General features: G+C 62.2%; 21 protein-coding genes. 7 read left to right on the top strand and 14 right to left on the bottom strand.

Translation table 11 applies throughout. The annotated features are described in order from the left end of the window. Positions 1-19: 19 nt before the first annotated feature. Positions 20-1429 (bottom strand): XAC2610-related protein, encoded by a 1410-nt coding sequence (locus MRY17_RS11560; RefSeq protein ID WP_243353792.1) that lies wholly within the window; start codon positions 1427-1429, stop codon positions 20-22. A gap of 128 nt (positions 1430-1557) precedes the next feature. Then, positions 1558-2259: a glutathione S-transferase gene (locus MRY17_RS11555; RefSeq protein ID WP_243353791.1), complete on the bottom strand. Its 702-nt coding sequence runs from the start codon at positions 2257-2259 to the stop codon at positions 1558-1560. Between the two features lie 139 nt (positions 2260-2398). Here MRY17_RS11555 and MRY17_RS11550 point away from each other — a divergent pair, with 139 nt between their 5' ends. Then, positions 2399-2962 (top strand): TetR/AcrR family transcriptional regulator, encoded by a 564-nt coding sequence (locus MRY17_RS11550; RefSeq protein ID WP_181285237.1) that lies wholly within the window; start codon positions 2399-2401, stop codon positions 2960-2962. A 21-nt stretch (positions 2963-2983) separates the two neighbouring features. Here the strand turns inward: MRY17_RS11550 and MRY17_RS11545 are convergent, their stop codons facing one another. The 4 genes from MRY17_RS11545 to uvsE form a co-directional block, all read right to left on the bottom strand. After that, entirely contained in the window at positions 2984-3445 is a 462-nt protein-coding gene (locus MRY17_RS11545; protein ID WP_191953694.1) for an NUDIX hydrolase, read from the bottom strand. An 84-nt stretch (positions 3446-3529) separates the two neighbouring features. After that, positions 3530-4306 (bottom strand): nucleotidyltransferase domain-containing protein, encoded by a 777-nt coding sequence (locus tag MRY17_RS11540; protein ID WP_243353790.1) that lies wholly within the window; start codon positions 4304-4306, stop codon positions 3530-3532. After that, positions 4303-4782: an AAA family ATPase gene (locus tag MRY17_RS11535; protein ID WP_243353789.1), complete on the bottom strand. Its 480-nt coding sequence runs from the start codon at positions 4780-4782 to the stop codon at positions 4303-4305. The genes MRY17_RS11540 and MRY17_RS11535 overlap by 4 nt, the downstream gene beginning before the upstream one ends. 40 nt (positions 4783-4822) lie before the next feature. Further along, the gene (gene uvsE / locus MRY17_RS11530; protein ID WP_243353788.1) at positions 4823-5851 is read right to left on the bottom strand and encodes a UV DNA damage repair endonuclease UvsE; all 1029 of its coding nucleotides are present in this window, start codon (positions 5849-5851) and stop codon (positions 4823-4825) included. A 252-nt stretch (positions 5852-6103) separates the two neighbouring features. Between uvsE and MRY17_RS11525 the strand changes: the two genes are divergently transcribed. From MRY17_RS11525 to MRY17_RS11515, 3 genes are all read left to right on the top strand, one after another. Continuing rightward, a complete protein-coding gene (locus MRY17_RS11525) occupies positions 6104-6427 on the top strand; it encodes a hypothetical protein (RefSeq protein ID WP_181285233.1) in 324 nt (107 codons plus the stop codon). Positions 6428-6517: 90 nt separating this feature from the next. Beyond that, complete coding sequence (locus MRY17_RS11520) at positions 6518-6940, top strand: DUF2231 domain-containing protein (RefSeq protein WP_191953697.1); 423 nt, start codon at positions 6518-6520, stop codon at positions 6938-6940. Continuing rightward, positions 6937-8229 (top strand): PQQ-dependent sugar dehydrogenase, encoded by a 1293-nt coding sequence (locus tag MRY17_RS11515; protein ID WP_181285231.1) that lies wholly within the window; start codon positions 6937-6939, stop codon positions 8227-8229. The genes MRY17_RS11520 and MRY17_RS11515 overlap by 4 nt, the downstream gene beginning before the upstream one ends. 180 nt (positions 8230-8409) lie before the next feature. Here MRY17_RS11515 and MRY17_RS11510 read toward each other — a convergent pair whose 3' ends face one another. Continuing rightward, the gene (locus tag MRY17_RS11510) at positions 8410-9318 is read right to left on the bottom strand and encodes a LysR substrate-binding domain-containing protein (protein ID WP_181283377.1); all 909 of its coding nucleotides are present in this window, start codon (positions 9316-9318) and stop codon (positions 8410-8412) included. Between the two features lie 92 nt (positions 9319-9410). Here MRY17_RS11510 and MRY17_RS11505 point away from each other — a divergent pair, with 92 nt between their 5' ends. Next, complete coding sequence (locus MRY17_RS11505; protein ID WP_243353787.1) at positions 9411-10379, top strand: DMT family transporter; 969 nt, start codon at positions 9411-9413, stop codon at positions 10377-10379. Here MRY17_RS11505 and MRY17_RS11500 read toward each other — a convergent pair. From MRY17_RS11500 to tpx, 7 genes are all read right to left on the bottom strand, one after another. After that, positions 10366-11769, bottom strand: a complete 1404-nt coding sequence (locus MRY17_RS11500; protein WP_181283379.1) for an MFS transporter — start codon at positions 11767-11769, stop codon at positions 10366-10368. The two genes, MRY17_RS11505 and MRY17_RS11500, sit on opposite strands and share 14 nt — an antisense overlap. 142 nt (positions 11770-11911) lie before the next feature. Continuing rightward, positions 11912-12442: a GNAT family N-acetyltransferase gene (locus MRY17_RS11495; RefSeq protein WP_243353786.1), complete on the bottom strand. Its 531-nt coding sequence runs from the start codon at positions 12440-12442 to the stop codon at positions 11912-11914. 1030 nt (positions 12443-13472) lie between these two features. Then, complete coding sequence (locus MRY17_RS11490) at positions 13473-15014, bottom strand: efflux transporter outer membrane subunit (RefSeq protein WP_181282407.1); 1542 nt, start codon at positions 15012-15014, stop codon at positions 13473-13475. Then, a complete protein-coding gene (locus tag MRY17_RS11485) occupies positions 15011-18118 on the bottom strand; it encodes an efflux RND transporter permease subunit (protein WP_181282408.1) in 3108 nt (1035 codons plus the stop codon). The genes MRY17_RS11490 and MRY17_RS11485 overlap by 4 nt, the downstream gene beginning before the upstream one ends. Further along, positions 18115-21216, bottom strand: a complete 3102-nt coding sequence (locus tag MRY17_RS11480) for an MdtB/MuxB family multidrug efflux RND transporter permease subunit (RefSeq protein ID WP_243353785.1) — start codon at positions 21214-21216, stop codon at positions 18115-18117. The genes MRY17_RS11485 and MRY17_RS11480 overlap by 4 nt, the downstream gene beginning before the upstream one ends. Then, a complete protein-coding gene (locus tag MRY17_RS11475; protein ID WP_191953284.1) occupies positions 21213-22511 on the bottom strand; it encodes an MdtA/MuxA family multidrug efflux RND transporter periplasmic adaptor subunit in 1299 nt (432 codons plus the stop codon). Before MRY17_RS11475 ends, MRY17_RS11480 begins: the two co-directional genes overlap by 4 nt. 232 nt (positions 22512-22743) lie before the next feature. Then, positions 22744-23244 (bottom strand): thiol peroxidase, encoded by a 501-nt coding sequence (gene tpx, locus MRY17_RS11470; RefSeq protein ID WP_191953285.1) that lies wholly within the window; start codon positions 23242-23244, stop codon positions 22744-22746. A gap of 159 nt (positions 23245-23403) precedes the next feature. On the opposite strand from tpx, the gene MRY17_RS11465 reads away from it, so the two are divergent. Then, positions 23404-24693 (top strand): glycosyltransferase, encoded by a 1290-nt coding sequence (locus tag MRY17_RS11465; protein ID WP_243353784.1) that lies wholly within the window; start codon positions 23404-23406, stop codon positions 24691-24693. 70 nt (positions 24694-24763) lie between these two features. After that, positions 24764-25669 carry an AraC family transcriptional regulator gene (locus MRY17_RS11460; RefSeq protein WP_181282412.1) on the top strand — a complete coding sequence of 302 codons (906 nt, stop codon included), beginning with the start codon at positions 24764-24766 and terminating at the stop codon, positions 25667-25669. The last annotated feature ends 139 nt before the right edge of the window (positions 25670-25808 follow it).

The raw sequence follows: 25808 nt of genomic DNA, 5'->3' as shown, positions 1-25808 counted from the left end.
GTCTTAAGGTTATCGGGCTTCAGCGCGGCTGCCTGCGGTACATCCCGGTCAGATAATCCTGCGCGTCCGGCGCCGAGTTGTGATTGATCACAGCAAAGTTCTTCACCAGTTGGATGTGATACGGCCCGTTGGATTTGGGCGCCAGGGGTTCGCGCACGATGATCAGGTTGTCGGTTTCCATCGGCACGCGGTGCTGCTCCGTGACGATCACATTGGAGGTGCCGGCGTGCTTGAGCGTTATGCTCAATTCGGCGATTTCCCGGCCCTGGGCGTCGCGCTCGGGCAGGATGTTCAGGTCCAGGTCACCGTCGCGGCCCAGGTAGTCATCGCGCATCTGGTAATGGCCGCTGCGCTGGTCGCGGGGCACATCGCCGAGTTTTTTGTATTCCGGTTCGCGGTCCTCGAAGCGCAGGTCGATGGCCAGTTCGCGCGGGCTGCCCTTGGCGTCGCTGACCCAGGTGCCGCTGTAGAGATAAGGCGCGACGGTCTGCCGGGTGATGCGCCAGATGCCGGTTTGATGGCCGTCATCGGCATACTCGTGCAGGTAGACAAACGGCTTGCCATCGTACTCGTCCTGGTCGCCCACCAGCTTGATCGGGTCGCCGCTGCCGCTCTTGGTATAACGCAACTCGCCGATCAGCACCGCGCCCTGCTGCTGATACCAGATCTGCACCGAGATCTTGCCGTTAAGCGTACCAATCAGGTACTGCGGATCTTCGTTGACCGGCCCTTCGAGCCGCGGAGTCTCCACCCACTGGCCGTCTTTCCATTCGCCGGTGGTGCGCAGCATATAGCCGCTGGGCATGCTGGAGTTTTCGCCAAATTCGGTGGGCGGAACCTGCTCCTGGGTGTAGGCGCTGAGCCGCACCAATTGGCCGTCGCGCATCTGCAAGCGACTGGCACGGGTCCAGCAGCAGCCTCGGTCGGATTGGGAGTGGATAATGCCGTCGCTCGGGGTGACCGAGAACATGCCGCCGAAGGTTTCGTTGGCCAGTTCCGACAACGGGCCGTTGCGCCGCCATTGCGTCTGCTGCGCATCCTGCAGGTAGACATCGTAGTGGTACTGACTGTCGTCATCGTCACTGCTGCCGTTGCGGATCGCCACATCCTGGCGGCCATCGGCGTCGATATCCAGGAAGTACAGCAGTCCGTACTGTCCCATCAAACGATAGGCATCGGTCTTGCCGTTCTGGTCCAGCGGCAGATTGCCGGCTGGGGTGTGCAACTGCTGCAGGATGTCGAGGGTGATTTTGTCGCGCAGGGTAATGAGTGCGGGTGCCAGTTGTTGCAGGTCTTGAGGCGCGTCGGGGAACAGGACTTCCACCAGGTAGTGACCGCTGGGATCGTTGAGCGAAAACGAGCGCGGCTCGGCCAGGATACCGGCCGAAAAGGTCATGAACAGGCATACGGCGCTGACGAGCAAACGCATTCGAAGCATCCTTGCTGAAAATCGGGGCCCGCAGTGTAAAGGCAAATGCCGGATGCATCGAACAAATCGCTGCTCTGGAACGCATAGCGGCCCACCTGCCGTTGGTGGGCGCTACGCGCGTATGGGGTTTAGTTCTGCAGATCGCCCTTCTGCACCATCGCCCGCCAGGCCTTCACGCTGGCGCGCTCATTCATACGGGCGTGCCAGGCATGCAGCGCTTCACATTCGGCAGGCACGGGCAGCTTGACCAACGACGCAAAGATCAGCCCGCCCAGCAGGGCGATGTCGGCCATCGAAAACGCCTCGCCCGCCACGAACGGCCGGGTCTTGAGGATGGCGTCGAAGTGGCGCATGCCCCTTACCGCCTTGTCCCCCATGCGCTCGCCCCATTCAGCGTTCTGGTACAGCTCGACCTCAGGCCCCAGCCCCGGTGTGGCGTGATGGAAGTAGACGCTGACCGCATCCATCAACTCAATTTCCGCGCGCCGCGTCATCATATGGATGAGGCCTTGCTCCTTGGGCGTCTTGCCGGTGAGCAATGGGTTGCCGTCCAGCCGGTCAAGGTATTGGGTGATGGCCGTGCACTCGGCGATCAGGGTGCCATCCTGCAACGCCAGCACCGGCAGGGTTCCGGAGTAGTTCAGCGCCAGAAAATCCGGCTGCTTGTGCTTGCCTTCCCAGAGGTTGATGGAGACGAATTCGGTGTGTGCGAGCAGCCCCTTTTCGGCCAGGGCGATCCGGACACGCGCCGGATAAGGCCCGTTATACCAGTCGTAGATTTTAAGCACGGGGTCTTGAGCGCTAGTGGACGGTGTGTGCTGAGAAGTCATGATTTATCTGCCTACCTGTCAAGTGGTAGGCAAAGATTGCGAGCTTTATACGTAGCTGTCAACCACTACCTGTCAGTTGGCAGGTAAAATAATTTGCGCGTAGAATCCACCCTGTCGCCAACCACCGAGGACTCAGTAAGTGAGCGAAAACGCCCGGGAAGCCATTCTGGAAGCCGCCAAAATTGCCGCGCAGCAAATGGGCTACAGCGGCATCAACTTTCGCAGCATCGGCGAAACGGTGGGGATCAAGAACGCCAGTATCTATTACCATTTCCCCAGCAAGGCCGAACTCGGCGCGGCGGTCGCCAAGCGCTATTGGGAAGACACCGCCGGCGTGCTCGAAGCCATCCACCGCGAAAGCCCTGACCCGCGCGACAGCCTGCGGCGCTACCCAGGCATTTTTCGGACCTCACTCGAAAACGGCAACCGGTTGTGCCTGTCCAGCTTTATGGCGGCCGAATACCAGGACTTGCCCGAGCCCGTTAAACAAGAAATCGTCGCCTTCGCCGATATCAACGTGGCGTGGCTGGCCGCACGCCTTACTGAGCTTGAACTGGGCGATGCAGAGACCTGCCAGCGCCGCGCCCGTGCGATCTACACTGCTGTCGCCGGCGCGCAATTGATTGCGCGCACACGTGCGGATATCGGTTTGTTTGATGAACTGGTCGAGAGCTATCAGGAGGCGGGGTTGCTGCCGGTGTGACGGGTGCCAGGGATCAATCGCTCAAGGCCCAGCTTGAAAAACCCCGGCATCCACCAGCATCTCAGCCAACCCTTGGGGCCATACGGTGTCATGAGTCGAACTCAGCGCCTGAGCTGACCACCAGCGGTGATCGGCCATGACCTGGGCTTCCTCTTCAGTCCATTGCGTATTGGAGACCGCCTCACTCGGCGCATGCACCACAAAATACCGCTCGATGGCCTGCACCGTTTCGCCGCTCGGTAGCATCAAGGGGAAGGTGCGTTCTGCTACATGAGATTGAACACGGCTGACCGTAAGGCCGGTTTCCTCGCGCAGCTCGCGAATCGCCGCAGCCTCGAAAGTCTCGCCCGCTTCAACGCCTCCGCCCGGCGTGGCCCAGTAGTTTCGGCCCGCCAACGCGCCTTCCTTATGCACGAACCTGAACAGCAGTACCTCGTTCGAGGGGCTTATGACCAGTAGGCGTGCTGCCTTGCGCTCGCGCATTTGCCTGATTCCTTTCTGATTACGACTGTCACGGTGGCGAGGGAGCTTGCTCGCGCTGGGCGGCGCAGCCGTCCCATTCCTGATTTATTCCGGCTGCGCAGCCATCCACTCAACAAAAGCATCAAGACGCTGCAAAAATGCCGCTCGCTCGGCGCTTGGGTTTCTGGCCTCAAAGAGAAAGTACGCGATTTGCGCGACCCTGTCTGGATAACGCTGGGTGAACATCGCCACATGCTCCTCCAGCGTCTGGGGCCACATCAGTGCGTCGGGCGAACGCAGTGTATGCGTGGAACGGATTAACTTGCGCGCGGCTTCGCGCTGCAAGCGCAGGCGCTGTAATGTGTTCGCGGCGTGCAGGATAGTCACGCGATAGCGGGACAACACCTGCGCAAAATCACCGTTGAGCGCCAGGGCGATGTCTCGGCTTGGCCGGAATGGCTCGAACCGCGACCCAAGGTCATCGCCCCACACGCATCGGCACTGATGCTTGAGCCAGAAGCCCCAGCGATTGTGGTTCTCCGGCGCCAATACCTGCGCGCGATGGCCGATGTCGAAATCGATTTTGGTGACGCAGGAATGCCGTTGCTCCAGTGCCAGCCGCGCCAGTTCGAGTTGTTCAAGCACCGCCGCCTGGGGAGGATCACGCAGGACCAGGGTGAGATCGAGGTCGGACGCTTCGGCACTGGCATCACCCCGGGCGACACTGCCGTAAAGGTAGATGCCATCCAGCCCGAATGCGGGCTGTGAAAGCGTCGCCAACACATTCTTCAATAAAGGCTCGAACTCGGGCTGCACAGGGACGGTGTCGACGGTGACAATGTGGCCCTCGACGTCAACACCGATAGGACATTCAGCGCTCACGGCCGATGCACCTCAATCACCAAACCCTCCTCCTCACTCGGCACACAAAAGTGGCGGGTAATCAGGTCGAATTCGGCGTCGGTGGCGGCGAAATCATGCGCGCCGCTGGCGTTGCGCGCGTGCAGTCGCTCACGGCAGGCAGCGTCATCCAGTTCCAGGTAATGCAGGCAATGCGCTGCCTGGGCGGCCTGGGCCAGGCCGAGCAGCCATTCGCGATTGGCCAGGGTATTGGCCGGAAAATCCAGCACCACATTGACGCCTGATACCAGCAAGTCGATCACCAGCGGCCCCACCACGCCGCGAATCTGCCGGGCACAGGTCAGGTAATCGGCAATCGTTTGGATCTGGCCGGGATACAGCGTGGCGAGCCAGTGATCTTCGCTGAGCAGGACAGCGGCGTGATCGGTGGCAAGGCGGCCGGCAAGGGTGGATTTGCCGGACGCAATCTTGCCGCAGAGCAGATGCAGGGTAGCCATGGGACGGTTCCTTTGGTCAGGCCGTGAAGCATGCCATGGTTCAGGCCGATTGGCTTTGCCAATACCTGTAGAACGCCAGGGCCGCGACATTTTTGTCCTTGGCTTCGAGCATGATGTCGAAGCGATCCAGAAACTGCAGCGCGTAGTCGTTGGTCCAGCGGTTCCACATCTGCGCGCTGTGGGCGTAGAGGTCGCGCTTGGAGACCACCTTCAACAAGGCGGTCATTTCCAGTTTGTGCTCGGCGTCGAACCCCAGTGCCTGCAGGCTTTCCTGGGGCTGGGAGTAATGCAGGGTCGGGCGCACGCCGCGCCAGCTGTCGATCACTCTGGCGACGCGGGGCGAGTGCGGGTCGATGTAATCGTCCTCGTTGATCCAGCAATGGTGAATATCCAGCACCACTGGCGCCAGGTCGGCGACTTGCAGGCAATGGTCCAGGCCGTAGGTCTTCTCGTCGTTCTCAAAGGTGATGCAGTTGCGCGCCACTTCGGACAGGCGCGCCCAAACTGCGCGGGTGCCGGCCACGCCCAGGCGACCGGCGATATGCACATTGCACTTGAGGTCCTGGAAGCGGCGGCCGTAGCCCATCATGCGGATCATGTCGGCATGGTATTCGAACTCGGCCAGGCTGTTTTCCACCACGCCGGGGTTTTCCGAGCCCAACACGCAATACTGGCCGGGATGAAACGACAGGCGGATATCCGAGGCCCGCGCCAACTCGCCGATGACGGCAAAGCCGTCCTGCAACTGGCGCTGGATGGCGGGGTCCTGGTACACCGCAGCAACTTTCGGGTGACTGTAGAACGGCAACAGGTCACTGCTCAGGCGCAGCATGCGCAAGGTCGGCGGCAGTTCGGCGACGTAGGCCAGCAGGCGCAATTGGGCGGCGAGATTGTGCGTGACCACCTCGACCAGTTTGTCGCGGGCCACCTGCGGCGCGACGCTGTCCATCCAGCGCAGCGTGGTGGTGCGCGGATTGAAAGGACCTTCGATCAGCTTCAGGGCGCTGGCGGACGGGAGTCGTTCAGGATGCTTGTATTGGCATGCAAAGCCGATGCGGGGGTGGGTCATGGGAGCGCCTGGTCAGATGCAATCGGAAGGATTATAGAGGCTTAGGCGATGGAGGCGGCCAAGGGTTCATTCGGCCAATTCGGTTGAATCCTGTACGCGCAGCGGGGTCACCTATTACACGACAACATCGCAACAACAACGTTAGAGAGGTGGTTATGAACCTTGCAATGACACTCTTCAGCCTGTTCGCCGGTTGGCTGGCTATTGTGATGTCGATGATGTGGGGCGTGCTGCGGGTGCTGCGCTGGCACCATGATTGACACCCCGGATGGCCGCTATTTCGTGCTCAAGGGCCGACTCTGGCGGCGCACCAACCCCGCGCTGGATGAGCCCGAGCGCCAGCGCTGGGTGGATGCGCTGATGGGTGCGCGCCGTGCCGTCAAGGCGGCCAAGGCTTGCGGCGACTCACAGCAGTTGAAGCAGGCCCGCGAGCAGGTGCAGCGCGCCAAGGTCGCACTCGGTGAGCGCGGCCCGGTGTGGTGGACGGATGGCAGCCCCGACTTCAATCGCTACAAGGTGGCGAACACTCCCTACTCCGACTGGTTCGATAAACATTCGGACACGAACCCTCAGTGAACTTTCTCACACGCGACACGCTCCTTTCCTATGCAAAGTCATCGCACGCCTGCCGCCAGGCGTGCCGAACGATAAGGAGCTGCACCGCCCATGACTACCCTCCCCACCTATCGCTGCACGCCCGGCCCGCTGCACGCCACCTTGCTCGCCGGTAGCGTGCCGTTGTTTCTGGGCGCCCTGCTCAGTGACATCGCCTACGGCCAGACCTACCAGATTCAATGGGCCAACTTCGCCTCCTGGCTGATCGCCGGTGCGTTGGTATTCAGTGGGTTTGCCCTGCTGTTCGCCCTGGTCAATCTGCTGCGCGCCGACCGCAAGGCCGGGCGCCCGGCCGCTTATTTTGTGCTGTTGCTGGCGGCATGGGTGTTGGGGCTGATCAATGCCTTCCAACACGCCAAGGATGCCTACGCCATGATGCCGACCGGCCTGGTGCTGTCTGTGGTCGTCACGCTGCTGGCGATGGTCGCGACATGGATCGGCCTGACTAACCTGCGCTCGGGAGCTGACCAATGAAAACCACCCGCACATTGACCCTGTTAAGCGCAGCGCTGTTGCTGACTGCCTGCGGCGGCGAAGGCGACAAGACCCAGGCCCACGGCCCCGATCCCAAGCTGCCAGCGCAACAAAGCAGCCTGCTGCCGAGCATGAAGATCGCCGAGCCCGCCGCCTGGGGCGATCAGAAACCCAAGGTGCCAGAGGGCTACAGCATCACCGCCATCGCCACAGATCTAGCCATCCCGCGCCAGACCCTGGTGCTGCCCAACGGCGATATCCTGGTCGCCGAAGGCCGTGGCGGCAGCGCGGCCAAGCTCAAGCCCAAGGATGTGATCGCCAGCCTGATCAAGGCAGAGGGCAATACCAAGGTCAAGAGCGGCAACCGCATCACCTTGTTGCGCGATGCCGACGGTGACGGCACCTACGAACTCAAGACGGTGTTCGCCGACAACCTCAACGCGCCCTACGGCCTGGCGTATGCCGATGGCAAACTCTACGTGGCCAACCAGGACGCGCTGGTGCGCTTCGACTACGCCGACGGCCAGACCAAGGCCAGCGGCGCACCGACCAAAGTCACCGACTTGCCGGCACAGATTAATCACCACTGGACCAAATCCCTGGCCGTGAGCGAGGACGGACGCCAGCTTTATGTCGGGATCGGCTCCAACAGCAACATCACCGAGCGTGGCATGGAAGTGGAAATCGACCGGGCGATGGTCTGGCAGATCGACGCCGCCACCGGCGCGCACAGGCCCTACGCGACCGGGCTGCGCAACCCGACGGCGCTGACCATTCAGCCCGGCTCCGGGCAGTTGTGGACAGTGGTCAACGAGCGCGATGAATTGGGCCCGGACCTGGTGCCGGACTACCTCAGTTCGGTACGCGAAGGCGGCTTCTATGGTTGGCCCTACAGCTACTGGGGCCAGAACGTCGACCCGCGTGCGCAACCGCAGAACCCGGCCAAGGTCGCCTCGGCGATCAAACCGGATTACAGCCTGGGTTCCCACGTAGCCGCGCTCGGCGTGGACTTTTCGATTCCTGCCATGGGCGAAAAATTCGCCGACGGCGTATTCGTTGGCGAACACGGCAGTTGGAATCGCGACAATCCGGTGGGCTACAAGGTGATCTTCGTACCGTTCAGCAACGGCAAACCGGCCGGCGAGCCTGTCGACTTCGCCACCGGCTTTCGCGGTGACGACGGCAAGACCCGTGGGCGTCCGGTGGGCGTGACGGTGGACCCCAAAGGCGCGTTGATCATTGCCGATGATTTGGCCAACACGGTGTGGCGCGTTACACGCAATCAATAACCGGGACTTTAAGGCTTTTTGTAGGAGCGAGCTTGCTCGCGAAAAACTCACAGGCACCGCGTTCATTCAGAAAACACGCGTTATCGTTGACGTTTTTCGCGAGCAAGAGCTAGGCGCCCCCCTCGCTCCTACATAGAGCGGTGTACGTTTAACTGACTGACAGGGGCCATCGCGCCCCTGTCAGCCGTCACTCTGCAACTGCGCCTCGAGCCAGGCCAGCAGTGCCACGACCTCATCCCGGTTGCCTGCCCCTCGCTGCCTGTAGACCGAAATGGCCTCTGGCAAAAACACGCTTTCGGCACAGGGCCTGACCAACGCCCCACTCTCTATCAATCTGCTTGCGGTACGACGCCAGCCCATGGCGATACCGTGCCCTTCCACAGCGGCCTGCAACATCAGTGGGTAGCTGTCGAATGTGATGCCACGCGCATCGCGGGCCAACGATTGACCGAACACCTTCAGCCACTCATCCCACTCCATCAGGTGCGGAGGTTCGCTGCTATGGTGCAAAAAGGTGCAGGCCGCCAATTCGGCCAGCGGCAGCGGTTGTTGCGGGCACAGGTAAGCGGGACTGCACACCGGGAACACTTCGTCGCAGGCGGTGAACATCAGCGCGTGGGCGCCACTGGCGCGCCGGGTACTTTGCAGGGCGACATCGAAAGGGTCATTGAACTGCGTGATGGGACGCGTGCAGGTCACCACCTGGATTTCAATCTGCGGGTATTGCTGGTGGAACGTCGCCAGGCGCGGCATCAACCAATAAAACGCCTCGCACAACTGGCACAGCAGCACCACGCGATTGCGCCGCTGGGACGCCCTCAAGCTGGCCGCGCCCTCACTGATGCTTTGCAACGCAAGGCTGACCACCCGCCCCAACTCACGCCCTTCTTCAGTCAGGAACACCGCACGGTTGCGTCGATAAAACAGCTTCACCCCCAGATTGTCTTCCAGCCCGCGTATCTGCCGGCTGACAGCCGCCTGGGTAATGTGCAGTTCATCGGCCGCCCGGGAAAAACTCTCCAGGCGCGCTGCGGCTTCAAACGGCAACAGACTGGCAAGAGGCGGTAGGGTTTTGCCAAGTAGATTCATAATCTCAGGTTATGTACTCAGGGCCGAAAGCTCGTTTGTAGCACACCCGCGTGGCTGGGCACCATGGATCCATTACTTCATGGATCGACCCGATGAGCACTCCCCGGACCTCTGTATTCGCTGGCGTGATATTCGCGATGGTCGCCACCCTCGGCTGGGCGCTGAATTTCATTGCGCCCTACGTGGCGGGCGCCTATAGCGTCTATGACCTGATGAGTTTGCGCTTTCTGATGGCCGGTGGGCTGGGCGTGGCTGGGGTAATCCTGTGTCGCGCGCAACTGCAGGCGTTGAGCCCGGGCCAGTGCCTGCTCGCGGCAGTGCTGGGCGCGTTGGGCTGCCTGGGTTATGGCGTATGCATCGCCGCCGGCGTGATATTCGGCGGCCCGGTGTTGACGCCGGCTTTTGTTGGAATGGTGCCGGTGCTATTGGCGCTGATCGGCAATGCCGGCCATAAGACCCTGCGCTGGCGACAATTGGCAATGCCGTTGTGCTGCATCACGTTTGGGCTGTTGCTGGCCAATATCAGCAGCCTGAACGAGCCCTCTCCGGGCCCCCAATCCTGGTGGGCCGGGCTGTTTTTTTCCGTGGGCGCGGTAGCCTTGTGGCTGGGCTTCAGCGTGATCAACCAGAAACAGCTGGCACACCTGCCTGCCAACGTGACAGGCCTGTGGACCGCCCTGATGCTGACGGGCGCAGGTGCCGCAACGCTGTTCATCCTCCCGTGGATATACGCGTCAGGTATGTTGCGGTTGCCAACCCTTGGCGCTGGCTGGAGCCAGGCATGGGCACTGTATGCCTGGAGCCTGGTGATCGCCGTGATGTCCACCGTCGTCGGCGCCTGGGCCTGGAATGCGGCGACGCGACGTCTGCCCATGGTGCTCAGTGGTCAATTGATTGCCCTTGAGTCCCTGTTCGCCAGCCTGCTCGGCCTCTGGTTTCATCAGCGGTGGCCCACCCCTATGGAAACGGCGGGCCTGGCCGCAGTGCTGCTCGGCGTAGTGATGTCGGTTCGGATCATTCTGGCCGATGCAAGGTTTCCAGGCAGCGCTACAGATCGGTGATTTCCTTGTGGCGCGGCACCAGCGCCTTCATCACGCTCCACGCCACCAGGTACGCCAGGGCACAGATGGCGAACATGATCATGTAGCCGGTGTGGATGTCATTGATGGACTTGTAGTAGTCAAATACCCAGCCGCCTATCTTGGTCATCACCACACCGCCCAGGCCGCCTGCCATGCCGCCGATACCGACCACCGACGCCACGGTTTTCTGCGGGAACATGTCCGACACCGTGGTGAAGATATTGCATGACCACGCCTGGTGCGCCGAAGCACCTACGCCGATCAGCAAGACCGGAACCCAGAAGCTGATATAGCCCAGCGGTTGCGCCAGCAACACCACCAGCGGGAACAGCGCGATCACCAGCATGGCTTTCATGCGGCCGTCATAGGGCGCGTCACCCCGCGCCATGAAGTAGCTGGGAAACCAGCCGCCACCGATGCTGCCGACCATGGTCATGCTGTACAACACGGCCAGCGGCATCACGATATCGGCGCCCTTCATGCCGTACTGCGCCGACAGGAACGTGGGCAGCCAGAACAGGAAGAACCACCACACGCCGTCGGTCATGAACTTGCCGAAGGCAAAGGCCCAGGTCTGGCGATAGGTCAGCAACTTGAACCACGAGACTTTTTTCGGGGCTGCGCCTGCAAGCGTTGGCGCGAAGGGTTGTACGGTCTGATCACTGCGAATGTAGGCCAGCTCTTCGGCCGACAGGCGCTTTTGCTGCTCGGGCTTTTCGTACACGGCGGCCCACACGGCCACCCACACGAAGCCCAGCATGCCGATGACCATGAAGGCCGCTTCCCAACCCCACATACCGGCGATCAAGGGCACACAGATCGGCGCCAGGATCGCACCCACGTTGGCGCCCGAGTTGAAGATGCCGGTGGCAAAGGAGCGTTCTTTCTTGGGGAAGTACTCGGCCGTGGCCTTGATCGCGATGGGAAAGTTGCCCGCCTCGCCAATCGCCAGCACCGCGCGCGACAGCATGAAACCGGCAATCGACACCGGAATCACCGCCAGGCCGATGGCCGTGCTGACGGCCGCAATGCCCTCGCCCATCTGCACCGAGAACGCATGCATGATCGCGCCGGTGGACCAGATCCCGATCGCCACCACGTAGGCGGCCTTGGTGCCGATCTTGTCGACGAAGCGCCCGGCGAACAGCATGGAAATCGCATAGACAAACTGGAACACTGCCGCGATGTTGGCGTAATCGGTATTGCTCCAGCCAAATTGCGTCGACAACTGCGGTGCCAGCAGGCTGAGCACCTGACGGTCGAGGTAGTTGACGGTGGTGGCGAAAAACAGCATCGCGCAGATCGTCCAGCGATAGCTGCCGACCGCCTGGCCGACACGATGGGCACTGATGGGCTCGTTCAGATTCATGGCATCACTTTTTATTTTTGTTAGGTAGGACATATGTAACGTCATATGTCGTCGTACAACTCCGACTTTTATATCGGGCTGTTCTGACGGTGTCAATCTGAAAGATTAAAGACAGCCAAGGTCTACGGGAGAGGATGGAATATCAGGCAGGGGCAGTTGTAGGATGACAGGCGCGAAATACCAAACTGGGGGCTTGACCGGGCACATCGTCCAGCAGACCGAACGGCTGCATGCCAATTTTTTTCAGTACCCGGATTGACGCCGCATGATCCGGTCGTACCAGGCCGAACACTTCAGGCAGACCCAGTGTGTCGAACGCCAACGCCAAGGCATCGCGTCCGACCTCGGTGGCATAGCCCTGCCCCCAGGCTTTCACGGCGAATCGATAACCGAGGTTAATGCGCCGCGCGGTCAGATAATCGAGCGGTGCAATGCCGCCGAAACCGATGATGTGGTCGGGGCTCTCCCGCCGCGCAATCGCCCACCAGCCGTAGCCCTCGCAGGACCACTGCTCGATCCATCGGCCCAGCAGGCGCCGGGCGTCCTCGATACCGGCCATGGGGCCGGCAGGATTGAACAGGTTGGTCTGGGGATCGCCGAAGATGGCGAATAACCGCTCCAGGTCTTCTGCAACAGGTGCGCGGTAGACGAGGCGTGACACGCTGTCTGGCATCAGGTGGCTCCACTGGGTAAAAAACTAATGGCTCTCAAACCCACCCAGCATAGGCATAGGCATTTACACAATTCTGTAGCACCCAACCGTAACCACGATGCGAAGCGAGCCGCTCTTGATCTTGATCTGCTTTTGACCTTGATCTCAGGCGCCCCGTTAAACCACGCTGGCCGAACGCAGGCTTGAATCCGTGGGTAACCCGGCAGGACGCCGGGTTAGCCGCACTGGGCCATGGATGGCCCATTGCGGCGGCCCACGGATTCAAGCCGGAGTGAGGGCACACCGAGCCTAGGCGAGGTGCCGAGTGGTGGGGCAAGAGCGTTTTGCTTACTTTTGCGCTTTTCAAAAGTGAGCCGCCGTAAGGGCGGAACCCTAAGTGGCCGTTACCGCAAAAACGGATATGTACTCGGTCTGATCCAACATCCTGGTCGGCTCTGAGGCCGCCATCGGGGGCAAGCCCCCTCCCACATTTGGACCAGGATCGACACAAAACCCTGGTCGGCTCGGAGGCCGCCATCGGGGGCAAGCCCCCTCCCACATTTGAGCCGGGATCGACACAACATCCTGGTCGGCCCTGAGGCCGCCATCGGGGGCAAGCCCCCTCCCACATTTGAGCCGGGATCGACACAACATCCTGGTCGGCTCGGAGGCCGCCATCGGGGGCAAGCCCCCTCCCACATTTGGGTCAGGATCGACACAACATCCTGGTCAGCCCTGAGCCGTCATCGGGGGCAAGCCCCCTCCCACATTTGGGTCAGGATCGACACAACATCCTGGTCGGCCCTGAGGCCGTCATCGGGGGCAAGCCCCATCCCACATTTGGGCCGGGATCGACACAAGATCATGGTCGGCCCTGAGGCAGCCATCGGGGGCAAGTCCCATCCCACATTTGGGCCGGGATCGACACAAGATCCTGGTCGGCCCTGAGGCCGCCATCGGGGGCAAGTCGAATCGTCGCACCGCCCCTCCCACATTGACCGAGGCGTGTCATTTGGGTAGCAGCATAGGCCATCCCGAGATTGAGTTACCCCTACTTATCTTGGTCGGCCGGACGGGTGTTCCCATCCCATCCCCCGCCCAACGCCGCAATCAGCTGCACGCTCGCCACCAACCGCGACTGCAGCAAGGTCAGTACCGTGCGCTCGTTGCTCAGGGCCGTTGCCTGCACGGTCACCACGTCCAGATAGGCAATCAGCCCCGCCTTGTACTGGTTCTCGGTCAACCGCAACGACTCGCGGGCGGACTCCAGCGCCTCGTTGCTGACTACCGCTTCGTCGGCCAGCACCTTGAGCTGCACCATGTAGTTTTCCACTTCGCGGAACCCATCCAGTACGGTCTGACGGTACTTGGCCACGGTTTCGTCATAGCTGGCCACACTGCGGTCGACTTCCGCCGAGCGCTGGCCGCCGTCAAACAGTGTCATGGCCAACTTCGGACCCACCGACCAGAAGCGGTTCGGCAGGCTGATCCAGTCTTCATACGTGCTGCTGGAGTAGCCCCCCGCCAGGCTCAGGGTCAAGTCGGGGTAGTAGGCAGCCTTGGCTACGCCAATGTTGGCGTTGGCCGCAATCACCGAGCGTTCCGCCGAGGCGATATCCGGGCGGCGTTCCAACAGGTGCGACGGCAGGCCCACCGGAATCTGCGGCAACGCCGGGATGTCCTTGCTGACGGCCAGGCTGAAGTTGGCCGGCGCTTCACCGATCAATACCGCAATCGCGTTTTCCAGCTGGGCACGCTGCCAGATCAGGTCGATCAGGCTGGCCTGGGTGGTCTTGAGCTGGGTTCGCGCCTGGGCGATGGCGTCCTTGCCGGCCACACCGGCGCTGTACTGATTTTCGGTCATCTGCAACGAGCGTTGGTAAGTGTCCAGCGTGGCTTGCAACAAACGCGTCTGTTCATCCATGACGCGCAACTGCAAGTAGCTCTGCACCAGTTCCGACTGCTGGCTCAGGCGCATCGCCGCCAGGTCTGCCGAGCTCGCCTCGGCGCTGGCTTCGTTGGCCTCCAGGCCACGGCGCAGTTTGCCCCAGACGTCGGCTTCCCAGCTCACGCCCAATTGCGCGTTAAGGGTGTCGCGAATACCGCTGCTCGAACTGCTGAGGCTCGCGCTGCTGCTGCCGGTGCCCTGGCTGGCGCGGGTTTTGCCGACGCTCAGGTCGACGCTGGGGTAAAACGCTCCGCGAGCACTGCGCACCAGGGCCTGGGCCTGGCGGAAACGTGCCTCGGCCTGGGCGACGGTCTGGTTGGCGCTGTTAAGACGCACCACCAGGTCGTTCAGTTGGCGGTCGCCGTACAGCTCCCACCACGCGCCACGGGCCAGGGAGTCGCTTGGATTGGCCTGGCGCCAGCCCTGGGCTTCTTTGAACTGCACCGGTTCGACCACGGGTGGACGCTGGTAATCGGGGCCAATGGCGCAGGCGCTGAGCAACAACGCCAACCCTACTGTAGGAGCGAGCTTGCTCGCGAAGGTCGTCAACGATAACGCGCCGAGCCTGGAAGAACGCGGTGTCTGCACGTTTTTCGCGAGCAAGCTCGCTCCTACAGTGGGGTTGGCGTGGGTTGAATCATTCATAGCGCAGTGTCCAGGGCAGCATCGGTACGCACGCCGCGCCAGGCATTGAAGCGGTGGCGCGCGCGGTCAAGATAGAGGTAAACCACCGGAGTGGTGTAAAGGGTCAGGATCTGGCTGAACACCAGGCCGCCAATGATGGTCAGGCCCAGAGGCTGGCGCATTTCCGCGCCATCGCCGGCGCCGAGCAGCAGTGGCAACGCGCCGAGGATCGCCGCCAGCGTGGTCATCAGGATCGGTCGCAGGCGCAGCAGGCAGGCGCTGCGAATCGACTCCAGCGGGCTCATGCCGTCATGCCGCTCAAGCTGCAGCGCCAGGTCGATCATCAGGATCGCGTTTTTCTTCACCACCCCGATCAACAGGAACAGCCCCAACAGCGAGATCAGACTGAACTCCCCGCCCAGCAGATAGATGGACAGCAACGCGCCGACACCGGCCGACGGCAAGGTCGACAGAATCGTCAGCGGGTGGATATAGCTTTCATACAGCACGCCCAGCACCAGGTATACCGCCACCAGCGCGCCGAGAATCATGAACGGCTGGCCCTTCTGGGTCGCGGCGAATGCATCGGCGGTGCCGGCCATCTTGGCGATCACGTCTTCCGGCAGGCCGACCTTGGCAATCGCGCGCTCGATGGCGGCAGTGCCCTGCTCCACCGTGACACCCGGCGCCAGGTCGAACGCGATGTTTTCCGAGGCGAACTGGCCTTCATGGCTGACGCGATCATCGGCCAGGCTGTTTTCGTAATGGGCAATGGTCGACAGCGGCACGCGCGCGCCATCGGCGGTGATCACCTGCACCTGGTTGAGGGTGATCGGGTCCTGGGCATATTTGGGGTTGACCTCCATCACCACCTGATACTGGTTGAGGCTGTCGTAGATGGTGGAAATCTGCCGCTGGCTGTAGGCGTTGTTAAGCACCGAGGTGACCATGGCCATGTCGATCCCCAGGCGCTTTGCCTGGTCGCGGTCGACGATCAGCGTGACCTGGGCCGCGCCGCGCCCCTCGCGTGCATCGATGGCGGTCAGCTCCGGCAGCTCGCGCATGGCGGCTACCACTTTCGGGTACCACAGGCGCAACGCAGCGAGGTCACCGCTTTGCAGGATGTAGGAATACTGCGCGCTGGTCTGGTCGCGGCCTCCGCCGAACTGCAGGTCCTGGTCGGCCATCAGGAACAGGCGCCCGCCCGGTACCAGCGGCACTTCCTTGCGCAGGCGCTCGATGACCGCCTGGGCCGAGATTTTGCGCTCGGCAATCGGCTTGAGGCGCACCAGCATCACCGCGTTGTTGGTGCCGTTGTTGCCGCCGATAAAGCCGGCCACGCTGAGCACCGCCGGGTCCTTGAGCACGGCCTGGCGGAAGATTTCCATCTTCGGCTGCATCACATTGAATGACAGCCCGTCATCCCCGCGCACAAAGCCGATCAACTGGCCGGTATCCTGCTGGGGCATGAAGGTCTTCGGCACCACCACGTACAGCGCAATGTTCACGCCGACGGTAATCAGCAGGCTGAGCAGGGTCAGGCGCCGATGGCGCAGCACCCAGTCCAGGCTGGTGGCGTAGGCGGCGACCATGCGCTCGTTGATGCGGTGGCTCCAGCGCTGCAAGCCGGTCATCTGCCCCTTGACATGGGGCTTGAGCCAGCGCGCGCAGAGCATCGGGGTCAGGGTCAGCGACACGATCAGCGAGACGATGATCGCCGCCGACAAGGTGATGGAGAATTCACGGAACAGGTTAGTAACGATCCCGCCCATGAACAGGATGGAGAGAAACACCGCCACCAGCGACACGTTCATCGACAGCAAGGTAAAACCGACTTCCTGGGCGCCCAGGTACGCCGCCTTCATCGGCGGCACGCCCTCGTCGATATGCCGGGAGATGTTCTCCAGCACCACGATGGCATCGTCCACCACCAGGCCGGTGGCCAGGATCAGCGCCATCAGCGAGAAGTTGTTCAGCGAAAACCCGTACAGGTACATCACCGCAAAGGTGCCCACCAGCGACACCGGCACCGCCAGGGTGGGGATCAACGAAGCGCGGAAGTTCCCCAGGAACAGGTACACCACCAGCACCACCAGGGCCACGGCGATCAGCAGGGTCATCTCGGCTTCGTGCAAGGTGGCGGTGATGACCGGCGAACGGTCCATGGCCAGGTTGAGCTTGACGCTGGACGGCAGCACCGCCTGCAACGCCGGCAACTGCGCCTTGATCTGGCGCACCGTTTCGATGATGTTGGCGCCGGACTGCCGGTTGATCACCAGCAGCACCGCCGAATCGTTGTTGAAAAACCCGCTGTTGTAGCGGTCTTCCACGCCGTCGCTGATCTTGGCCACATCGCTCAGGCGCAGCGCCGCGCCGTTCTGGTAGCGAATCAGCAGAGGCTCATAGTCCTTGGCCTTTTCCAACTGGTCGTTGGCCTGGATCTGCCAGTTGCGCTCGCTGTCCTCCAGAGAGCCCTTGGGCCGGCGCTGGTTGGCATTGGCGATGGTATTGCGCACATCGTCCAGGGCCACGCCGTACTGGTCGAGGGCCTTGGGCTCCAGCTCGATGCGCACCGCCGGCAGCGAGCTGCCGCCAATCTGCACTTCGCCCACGCCCGGCACCTGGGACAGGCTCTGAGACAGGATGGTCGAGGCCAGGTCGTACAACTGGCCTTTCTGCAACACGTCGGACGTCAGCGACAGCACCATGATCGGCGCCTGGGACGGGTTGATCTTCTTGTACGTGGGCATGCTGCGCATGCCGCTGGGCAGCAGGTTGCGCGACGCATTGATCGCCGCCTGCACTTCCCGCGCCGCGCCGTTGATATCGCGGTCGGAATCGAACGCCAGGATCACCCGTGTGGAGCCCTGGCTCGATGAACTGCTCATGGTGGTGATGCCGGCAATTGCGCCGAACGAACGCTCCAACGGCGTGGCCACGGTGGACGCCATCACCTCGGGGCTGGCGCCCGGCAAGCTGGCCGACACCACGATCACCGGGAAGTCGATCTGCGGCAACGGCGACACCGGCAGCAGGTTGAAGCTGACGCCGCCGAGCAACATGATCGCCAGGCTCAGCAGCATGGTGGCTACCGGCCGGCGAATGAAAGGTCCGGACAGGTTCATGACTCAACCGGCTCCAGGCTCTGCGGTTCCTTGCGCCAGCGCCGGCCCAGACGATCGAAATACAGGTAGATCACTGGCGTGGTGAACAGCGTCAACACCTGGCTCACCAGCAACCCGCCGACCATCACCAGGCCCAGGGGCTGGCGCAGTTCCGCACCGGAGCCGCTGGCCAGCATCAACGGCACCGCACCGAACAAGGCCGCCAGGGTGGTCATCAGGATCGGCCGGAAGCGCAGCAGCGCTGCCTGGTAGATGGCGGTCTGCGGGTCCAGGCCCTGGTTGCGCTCGGCGTCAAGGGCGAAGTCGATCATCATGATCGCGTTCTTCTTGACGATACCGATCAGCAGGATGATGCCGATGATCGCGATCATGCCCAGGTCATTGCCGCTGAGCAGCAAGGCCAGCAAGGCGCCCACCGCCGCCGACGGCAAGGTGGAGAGAATGGTGATCGGGTGGATGTAACTCTCGTAGAGCACGCCGAGCACGATGTACATGGTGACCACCGCCGCCAGGATCAGCAGCAGGGTGCTCGACAGCGAGGCCTCGAACGCCTGGGCCGCGCCCTGGAACTGGGTCTGCACGCCGACCGGCATGCCGATGTCCTTCTGGGTCTGGTTGATCAGTTCCACGCCTTTGCCCAGCGCGACCCCGGGGGCCAGGTTGAACGACATCATCACCGCCGGGAACTGGCCGATATGGGCAATCGCCAACTGCGCCTGGCGCTGCTCCACATGGGCCAGGCTCGACAGCCGCACCTGGCCGCCGTCGGTGGTCTTCACGTGGATCTGGTTGAGCGCGGCCGGGCCGAGGGTTTCGCCCGACTGGGCCTGCAACACCACGCGGTACTGGCTGGCCTGGGTGTAGATGGTGGAAATCTGCCGCTGGCCGAAGGCGTCATAGAGCGCGTCGGTGATGGTCGAGACGCTGACGCCCAGGCGCGAGGCGGCGTCGCGATCGATCACCAGGTACACCTGCAGGCCTTTTTCCTGCAGGTCGCTGGCCACGTCGGTGAGTTCCGGCAACTGGCCGAGGGCGTGCACCAGCTTGTCGCTCCACAGCGCCAGCAGCTGCGAATCCGGTGAGGACATGCTGAACTGGTACTGGGTACGGCTGACGCGGTCTTCGATAGTCAGGTCCTGCACCGGCTGCATGAACAGGCGGATGCCCACCAGCTTGTCGATGGCAGGTTGCAGGCGAGCGATCACCTGGGTCGCGCTCAAGTCGCGCTGCCCGTGGGCCTTGAGGTTGATCAGCAGGCGGCCGCTATTGAGGGTGGCGTTATCACCATCCACGCCAATATAGGACGACAGGCTTTCCACCGCCGGATCGGCCAGGATGATCTTCGCCAGTTCCTGCTGGCGCTGGCTCATCGCGGCAAATGAAATCGACTGCGGCGCCTCGGAAATGCCCTGGATCACCCCGGTATCCTGCACCGGGAAAAAGCCCTTGGGCACCACCAGGTACAGCACCACCGTCAGGCCCAGGGTGGCGATGGCCACCAGCAGGGTCAGCGGCTGGTGCCTGAGCACCCATTGCAGCTTGCGCCCGTAGGCTTCGATCAGCCAATCGATCCAGGCGCCGCTGGCCTTGTAGAAACGGCCCTGCTCGTCCTCCTTGGGCTCACGCTTGAGCAGGCGCGCGCACATCATCGGCGTGAGTGTGAGGGACACCACCAGGGAAATCAGGATCGCCACCGCCAGGGTGATGGCGAACTCGCGAAACAGGCGCCCGACTACATCGGCCATGAACAGCAGCGGGATCAGTACGGCGATCAGCGACAGGGTCAGGGAAATCAGGGTGAAACCGATCTGCCTGGCGCCCTTGAGCGCGGCGGCCATGGGCGTCTCGCCTTCCTCGATATAGCGGGAGATGTTCTCCAGCATCACGATGGCATCGTCCACCACAAACCCGGTGGCGATGGTCAGGGCCATCAACGTCAGGTTGTTGACCGAGAACCCCGCCAGGTACATCACGCCAAAGGTGCCGACCAGCGACAGCGGCACGGCAATGGACGGAATGATCGTGGCGCTGACCCGGCGCAGGAACAGGAACGTCACCATCACCACCAGGGCAATGGCGATCAGCAGCTCGTGTTGTACGTCCTTGACCGACGCGCGGATGGTCTGGGTACGGTCGGTGAGCACCGTCACGTCCAGGCCCGCCGGCAGGTTGTCGGTGATGCTCGGCAGCAGGGCCTTGATCCGGTCCACCACCTCGATCACGTTGGCGCCCGGCTGGCGCTGGATATTGAGCAGCACCGCCTGGTTTTCATTGGCCCAGGCGGCAAGGCGCTCGTTTTCGGCACCGTCGACGATCTGCGCCACGTCCTTGAGACGCAACGGCGCGCCGTTGTTGTAGGCCAGGATCAGTTCGGCATATTGCTCGGGGGATACCAACTGGTCGTTGGCATCGAGCATCGACACCCGAGTGGGCCCGTCGAAGTTGCCCTTGGGCTGGTTGACGTTGGACGCGGCGATCAGGGTGCGCACATCCGACAGGTTCAAGCCGTTGGCCGCCAGGGCCTCGGGATTGACCTTGATACGCACGGCCTGGCGCTGGCCACCGGCGATGCTGACCATGCCGACGCCGCTGATCTGCGCGATTTTCTGCGCCATGCGCGTGTCGACCAAGTCATTGAGCTTGGGCAACAGCATGGTCCTGGACGTAATCGCCAGCGTCAGCACTGGGGTGTCCGCCGGGTTGACCTTGTTGTACACCGGCGGCGCCGGCAAATCCTTGGGCAGCAGGTTGGTGGCGGCGTTGATCGCGGCCTGCACCTGCTGCTCGGCGACATCCATATTGATATCGAGGTTGAAACGCAGGGTCAGCACCGACGCACCGCCCGAGCTGGTGGAGGCCATCTGGGTCAGGCCGGGCATCTGCCCGAACTGGCGCTCCAGCGGCGCAGTGACCGCACTGGTCATCACGTCGGGGCTGGCGCCGGGGTACAGCGTCATCACCCGAATGGTCGGGTAATCCACCTGGGGCAAGGCCGAAACCGGCAGCAGGCGGTAAGCGATGAGGCCGGCCAGCACGATGGCCAGCATGCTCAGCGTGGTGGCGACCGGCCGCAGGATAAACAGGCGCGACAGGTTCATGCGCCGACCTTTTGCGCCTTGCCGGCGTCAGTACCGGTCTCCCCTTTCGCCGCAGGCTTGCCTTGCAGGTGTTCGGTCGGGGTGGTCGGCACTTCGCTGCTGTCGTTGACCACTTCGATTTCGCTGCCGTCCTTGAGACGGTCGGTGCCTTCCATGACCACCCGATCACCCGCCGCCAGGCCTTGCTTGATCACAGTGTTGTCGCCGTCGGTATCGCCCACCACCAGCGGCTGGACCTTGACCTTCTTGTCGCCATCAAGCTTGTAGACAAAGGTGCCGTTGTTGCCGAACTGGATCGCGGCGGACGGCGCCAGCACCACGTTGTGCAGGGTGTCGGCGAGCAGATGCACATTGACGAACTGATTGGGAAACAGCGCCTGATCCTTGTTATCGAAGCGCGCCTTGAATTTGAGCGTCCCGGTGGTCACGTCGATCTGGTTGTCCAGGCTTTGCAGCACCCCCACCGCCTGCTTTTTCGTGTCGCCACGGTCCCAGGCTTCCACCGGCAGCTTGTTGCCGGCGTGATAACGGGTGAGCACGGTGTCCAGGGTGTTTTCCGGCAGGGTGAAGGCCACGCTGATCGGTTGGGTCTGGGTGATCACCGCCAGGGCGGTGGTGTCGTTGGCGGCGACCAGGTTGCCGACGTCGAGCTGGCGCAAACCGACGCGACCGGCAATCGGCGCGCGGATTTTGGTGAATTCAAGGTTGAGCTTGGCATCGTCGACCGCGCCCTGGTTGGTCTTGACCGTGCCCTGGTATTGCAGGACCAGCGCTTCGGCGGTGTCCAGGGTCTGCTTGGCGATGCTGTCCTGGGCGTACAGGCCGCGATAGCGCTCCACATCGACCTGGGCGTTTTTCAACTGCGCCTGATTCTGCAGCAACGTGCCCTGGGCCTGGAGCAAGGCGTTCTGGTAGCTGCGCGGGTCGATTTCCGCAAGCAAGTCGCCCGCCTTGACCATTTGCCCCTCTTCAAAGGCGATCTTCACCAGCTCACCGCCCACCCGGCTGCGCACGTTGATGGTGTTGAGCGCGGTGACCGTGCCCAAGGCCTTGTAGTACACCGGGAACTCCCCCACTACCGCCGGCGCAACGCGCACCGGCACCGGGCCGGTGGAGCCGCCAAACCCCGGACGCGCCATGCCGGTCTTGCCGGTGTGCCCGGCCGGGGCGTCCTTATGGGCCGCGCCGCCGGGCCAGAATTTCCAGCACAGGCCGGCGATAACCAGCAGCACAAGCAGGCCAAACAGCCAGCGGCGGGAGTTGCGGGGGGAGGATTGCATGGAGTGATCAACCATTGGGCGCGAGAGCTTCTTCTTTGGGAGGCTGAAAGATAAGCACTGGAGCGCATTTAGAAAAGCGCCTTTACCGGCTATTTACCTTGGGCTTACAACTTTTGAAATTCGGGTCCTGGTGCCTGGGCGGTTTCGCTAAGCTGCTGACACCCAAATAAAAACGGCCTGGACTAGGCCAGGCCGCAATCTTGCATCATACGTGTGACTGCCTTACGACAGTCACGCGTAGAAACAGTTACTTCAAAACAGCGAGGGCTGCTTCGTAGTTTGGCTCCTGGCCGATTTCGGCAACCAGTTCGCTGTGCAGCACCTTGTCGTTCTCATCCAGCACCACAACGGCGCGAGCGGTGAGGCTGCGCAGCGGGCCTTCAACGATGTCTACGCCGTAATCCTGGGAGAACGCGGCGCTGCGGAAGTCCGACAGGCTCTTGACGTTGTCCAGGCCTTCGGAGCCGCAGAAACGCGCCTGGGCGAATGGCAGGTCCGAGGAAATGCACAACACCACGGTATTGTTCAGGTCGTTGGCCTGGGCGTTGAACTTGCGGACCGAGGTCGCGCAGGTCGGGGTGTCGACGCTTGGGAAGATGTTCAACACTTTGCGCTTGCCGGCGAAGCTCGCCAGGGTCGCGTCCGACAGGTCGCCGGCGGTCAGGGTGAAGTCGGGCGCCTGGGTACCGACTTGTGGCAGTTCGCCTTCAACCTGGACCGGGTTGCCTTTGAGGGTGACTTGAGCCATGAACGGAATCCTTATGCTGGGTTTTGGTTAAACGAATTCGAGAGGCCGAAGTTAACCACAAAGTGCCGACGCTACCTACCGCCAGACACAAATTGTCATGTCGCCGGGTTGTGGTTTAATTGCGCGCTTTTCGCCTGTCCCTCAAGGAAACCGCTGTTGATGAATCAGCCCGCCACCAAAGTCCTGGTCATTGGTTACGTCTGGCCGGAGCCGCGCTCTTCGGCTGCGGGCGGGCATATGATGCAAATCCTGGAGAGTTTTCTGGCGCAAGGTTGGGACATTACCTTCAGCAGCCCGGCGACCATCGGCGAACACAAGGCCGACTTGCCCGCCCTTGGCATCGCTGAATGCGCCATTGAACTGAATAACAGCAGCTTCGATGATTTTGTTCGCGAACTGGCCCCGGATATCGTGCTGTTCGACCGTTTCATGATGGAAGAGCAATTTGGCTGGCGCGTCGAAAAATGCTGCCCCGACGCCCTGCGTGTGCTGGAGACCTCCGACCTGCAAAGCCTGCGCGACGCCCGCCACCAACGTTTCAAGGAGCATGTAAAAGCCAGCCCCGACAGCGACGACTTCAGCGCCCTGTTCGCGCCGGCGCTGGAGAACGAGTTCCAGCGCATGGCTGACACCGACCTGGCCAAGCGCGAAATCGCCGCGATTTACCGCTGCGACATCAGCCTGATGATCTCCGACGTGGAAATCCGCCTGCTCACCGAACAGTTCAAGGTGCCTGCCGCCCTCCTCCACTGGTGCCCGTTGATGTTGCAACCGCCCGGCGCCGCGTTTGCGCCGTTTGAAGAGCGTGCGCATTTCCTCAGCATCGGCAACTTCCGCCATGCGCCCAACTGGGATGCGGTGCTCTGGATGAAGCACAGCCTGTGGCCGCTGATTCGCCAGCAATTGCCGGGCGCGCAGCTGCATGTCTACGGCGCCTACACGCCGCCCAAGGCCACCGCGCTGCACAATTCGGCCCAGGGCTTTCACGTGATGAACTGGGCCGAAGATGCGCTGCAAGTCATGACTGCCGCACGCATCTGCCTGGCACCCTTGCGCTTTGGCGCGGGCATCAAGGGCAAGCTGGTCGACGCCATGCTGTGCGGCACACCCAATGTCACCACCCCCATCGGCGCCGAAGCCATGGGCGATGACCAACCCTGGCCCGGCCTGATCGCAAACGACGCCCCGGCCCTGGCCGCCGCTGCCGTGGCCCTCTACCAGGACCGCGAGCGCTGGACCCAGGCCCAGGAACACGGGCGCCGGCTGCTGGCCCGGCGTTATGACCAGGCTCTGCATGGGCCAGCCCTGGTCGAGTGCCTGGAGCAATGCCGCCGCCACCTCGCCGCCCATCGCCGGGACAACTTCACCGGCAGCATGCTGCGCCATCATGCGCACAAGAGTACCCAGTACATGGCCCAATGGATCGAGGCGAAGAACCGCAACGTATAAGCTCCCGCTGGCGAGGTCGCGCGCGACGGGGCATTATCCTACGCAGCGACCACAATAAAGCGACGGCAACATGACCCGAGCAACGCGCATCACCGACCCTTCCTACGAGCTGATGGACGACCATAACGGTCTGTCCATCATCTATCGCCAGCACGGCTTCCCCTGCCCGCTGGTGCGCTGGCATTTCCACAAGGAATATGAGCTGCACCTGATCGTCGCCAGCTCGGGCAAGGTGTTTATCGGTGACTACATCGGCAACTTCTACCCGCAAAGCCTGTTTCTCACCGGCCCCAACCTGCCCCACAACTGGATCAGTCAGGTGGAGGAAGACGAGATAGTCCCCAAACGCGACATGCTGGTGAACTTCACCGACCAATTGTTCGAACACGGCAGCCACATCTTTGCCGAGCTCAAAAGCCTGGCGCCCTTACTTGACCGTGCGCAGTACGGCATCGAATTCCGCTGCAAAAAGACCATCACCCAGGCTATGACCCTGATGCAGCAGATCGAAGACGCCCACGGCATGGCGCGCCTGGGGCACTTTTTTATCTTGCTGGAAGTGTTGAGCGCCTGTGAGGACTACCAGTTGCTGTCCGGCGTGACCACCCCGCAGCAAGCCGATGAACACAGCATCGACCGCACCAACCGCGCGGTGGACTACATCTTTGCCCACTACGCCCGGGAGTTGCCGCTGGAAGAAGTGGCGGAGTACCTGGGGATGAAGCCGACGTATTTTTCCCGGGTGTTCAAACAGGCCACGGGGCGCACGTTCATTGAGTTTGTAAACCGACTGCGCATCAGCAAGTCCTGCGAACTGTTGGCTGATGGCGACAAGGCGGTGACGGATGTGTGCTTTGAGTCGGGTTTCAACAATATTTCCAACTTCAATCGGCGGTTTCAGCAGCTCAAGGGGATGACGCCGTCCCATTATCGGCGGTTGGCGGTGCAGCGGTTGACGGAGCAGAATTTGGCTTGAAATTGGCCGTTCGGCTGGGTGTCGGGGCAAACAGAAACGTCTGACAAGGATTTGAGGTTGTCCCTAGGACACTCAATCTCTAGTCTCCGTACACCGCTGCACACGCAGCGGTCGGGCGTCGCGGCCCGGTTTAATCAGA

Origin of the sequence: Pseudomonas orientalis (assembly GCF_022807995.1) — a bacterium.
Lineage (GTDB): Bacteria > Pseudomonadota > Gammaproteobacteria > Pseudomonadales > Pseudomonadaceae > Aquipseudomonas > Aquipseudomonas orientalis_B.
This window is presented reverse-complemented; position numbering and strand designations above follow the sequence as displayed.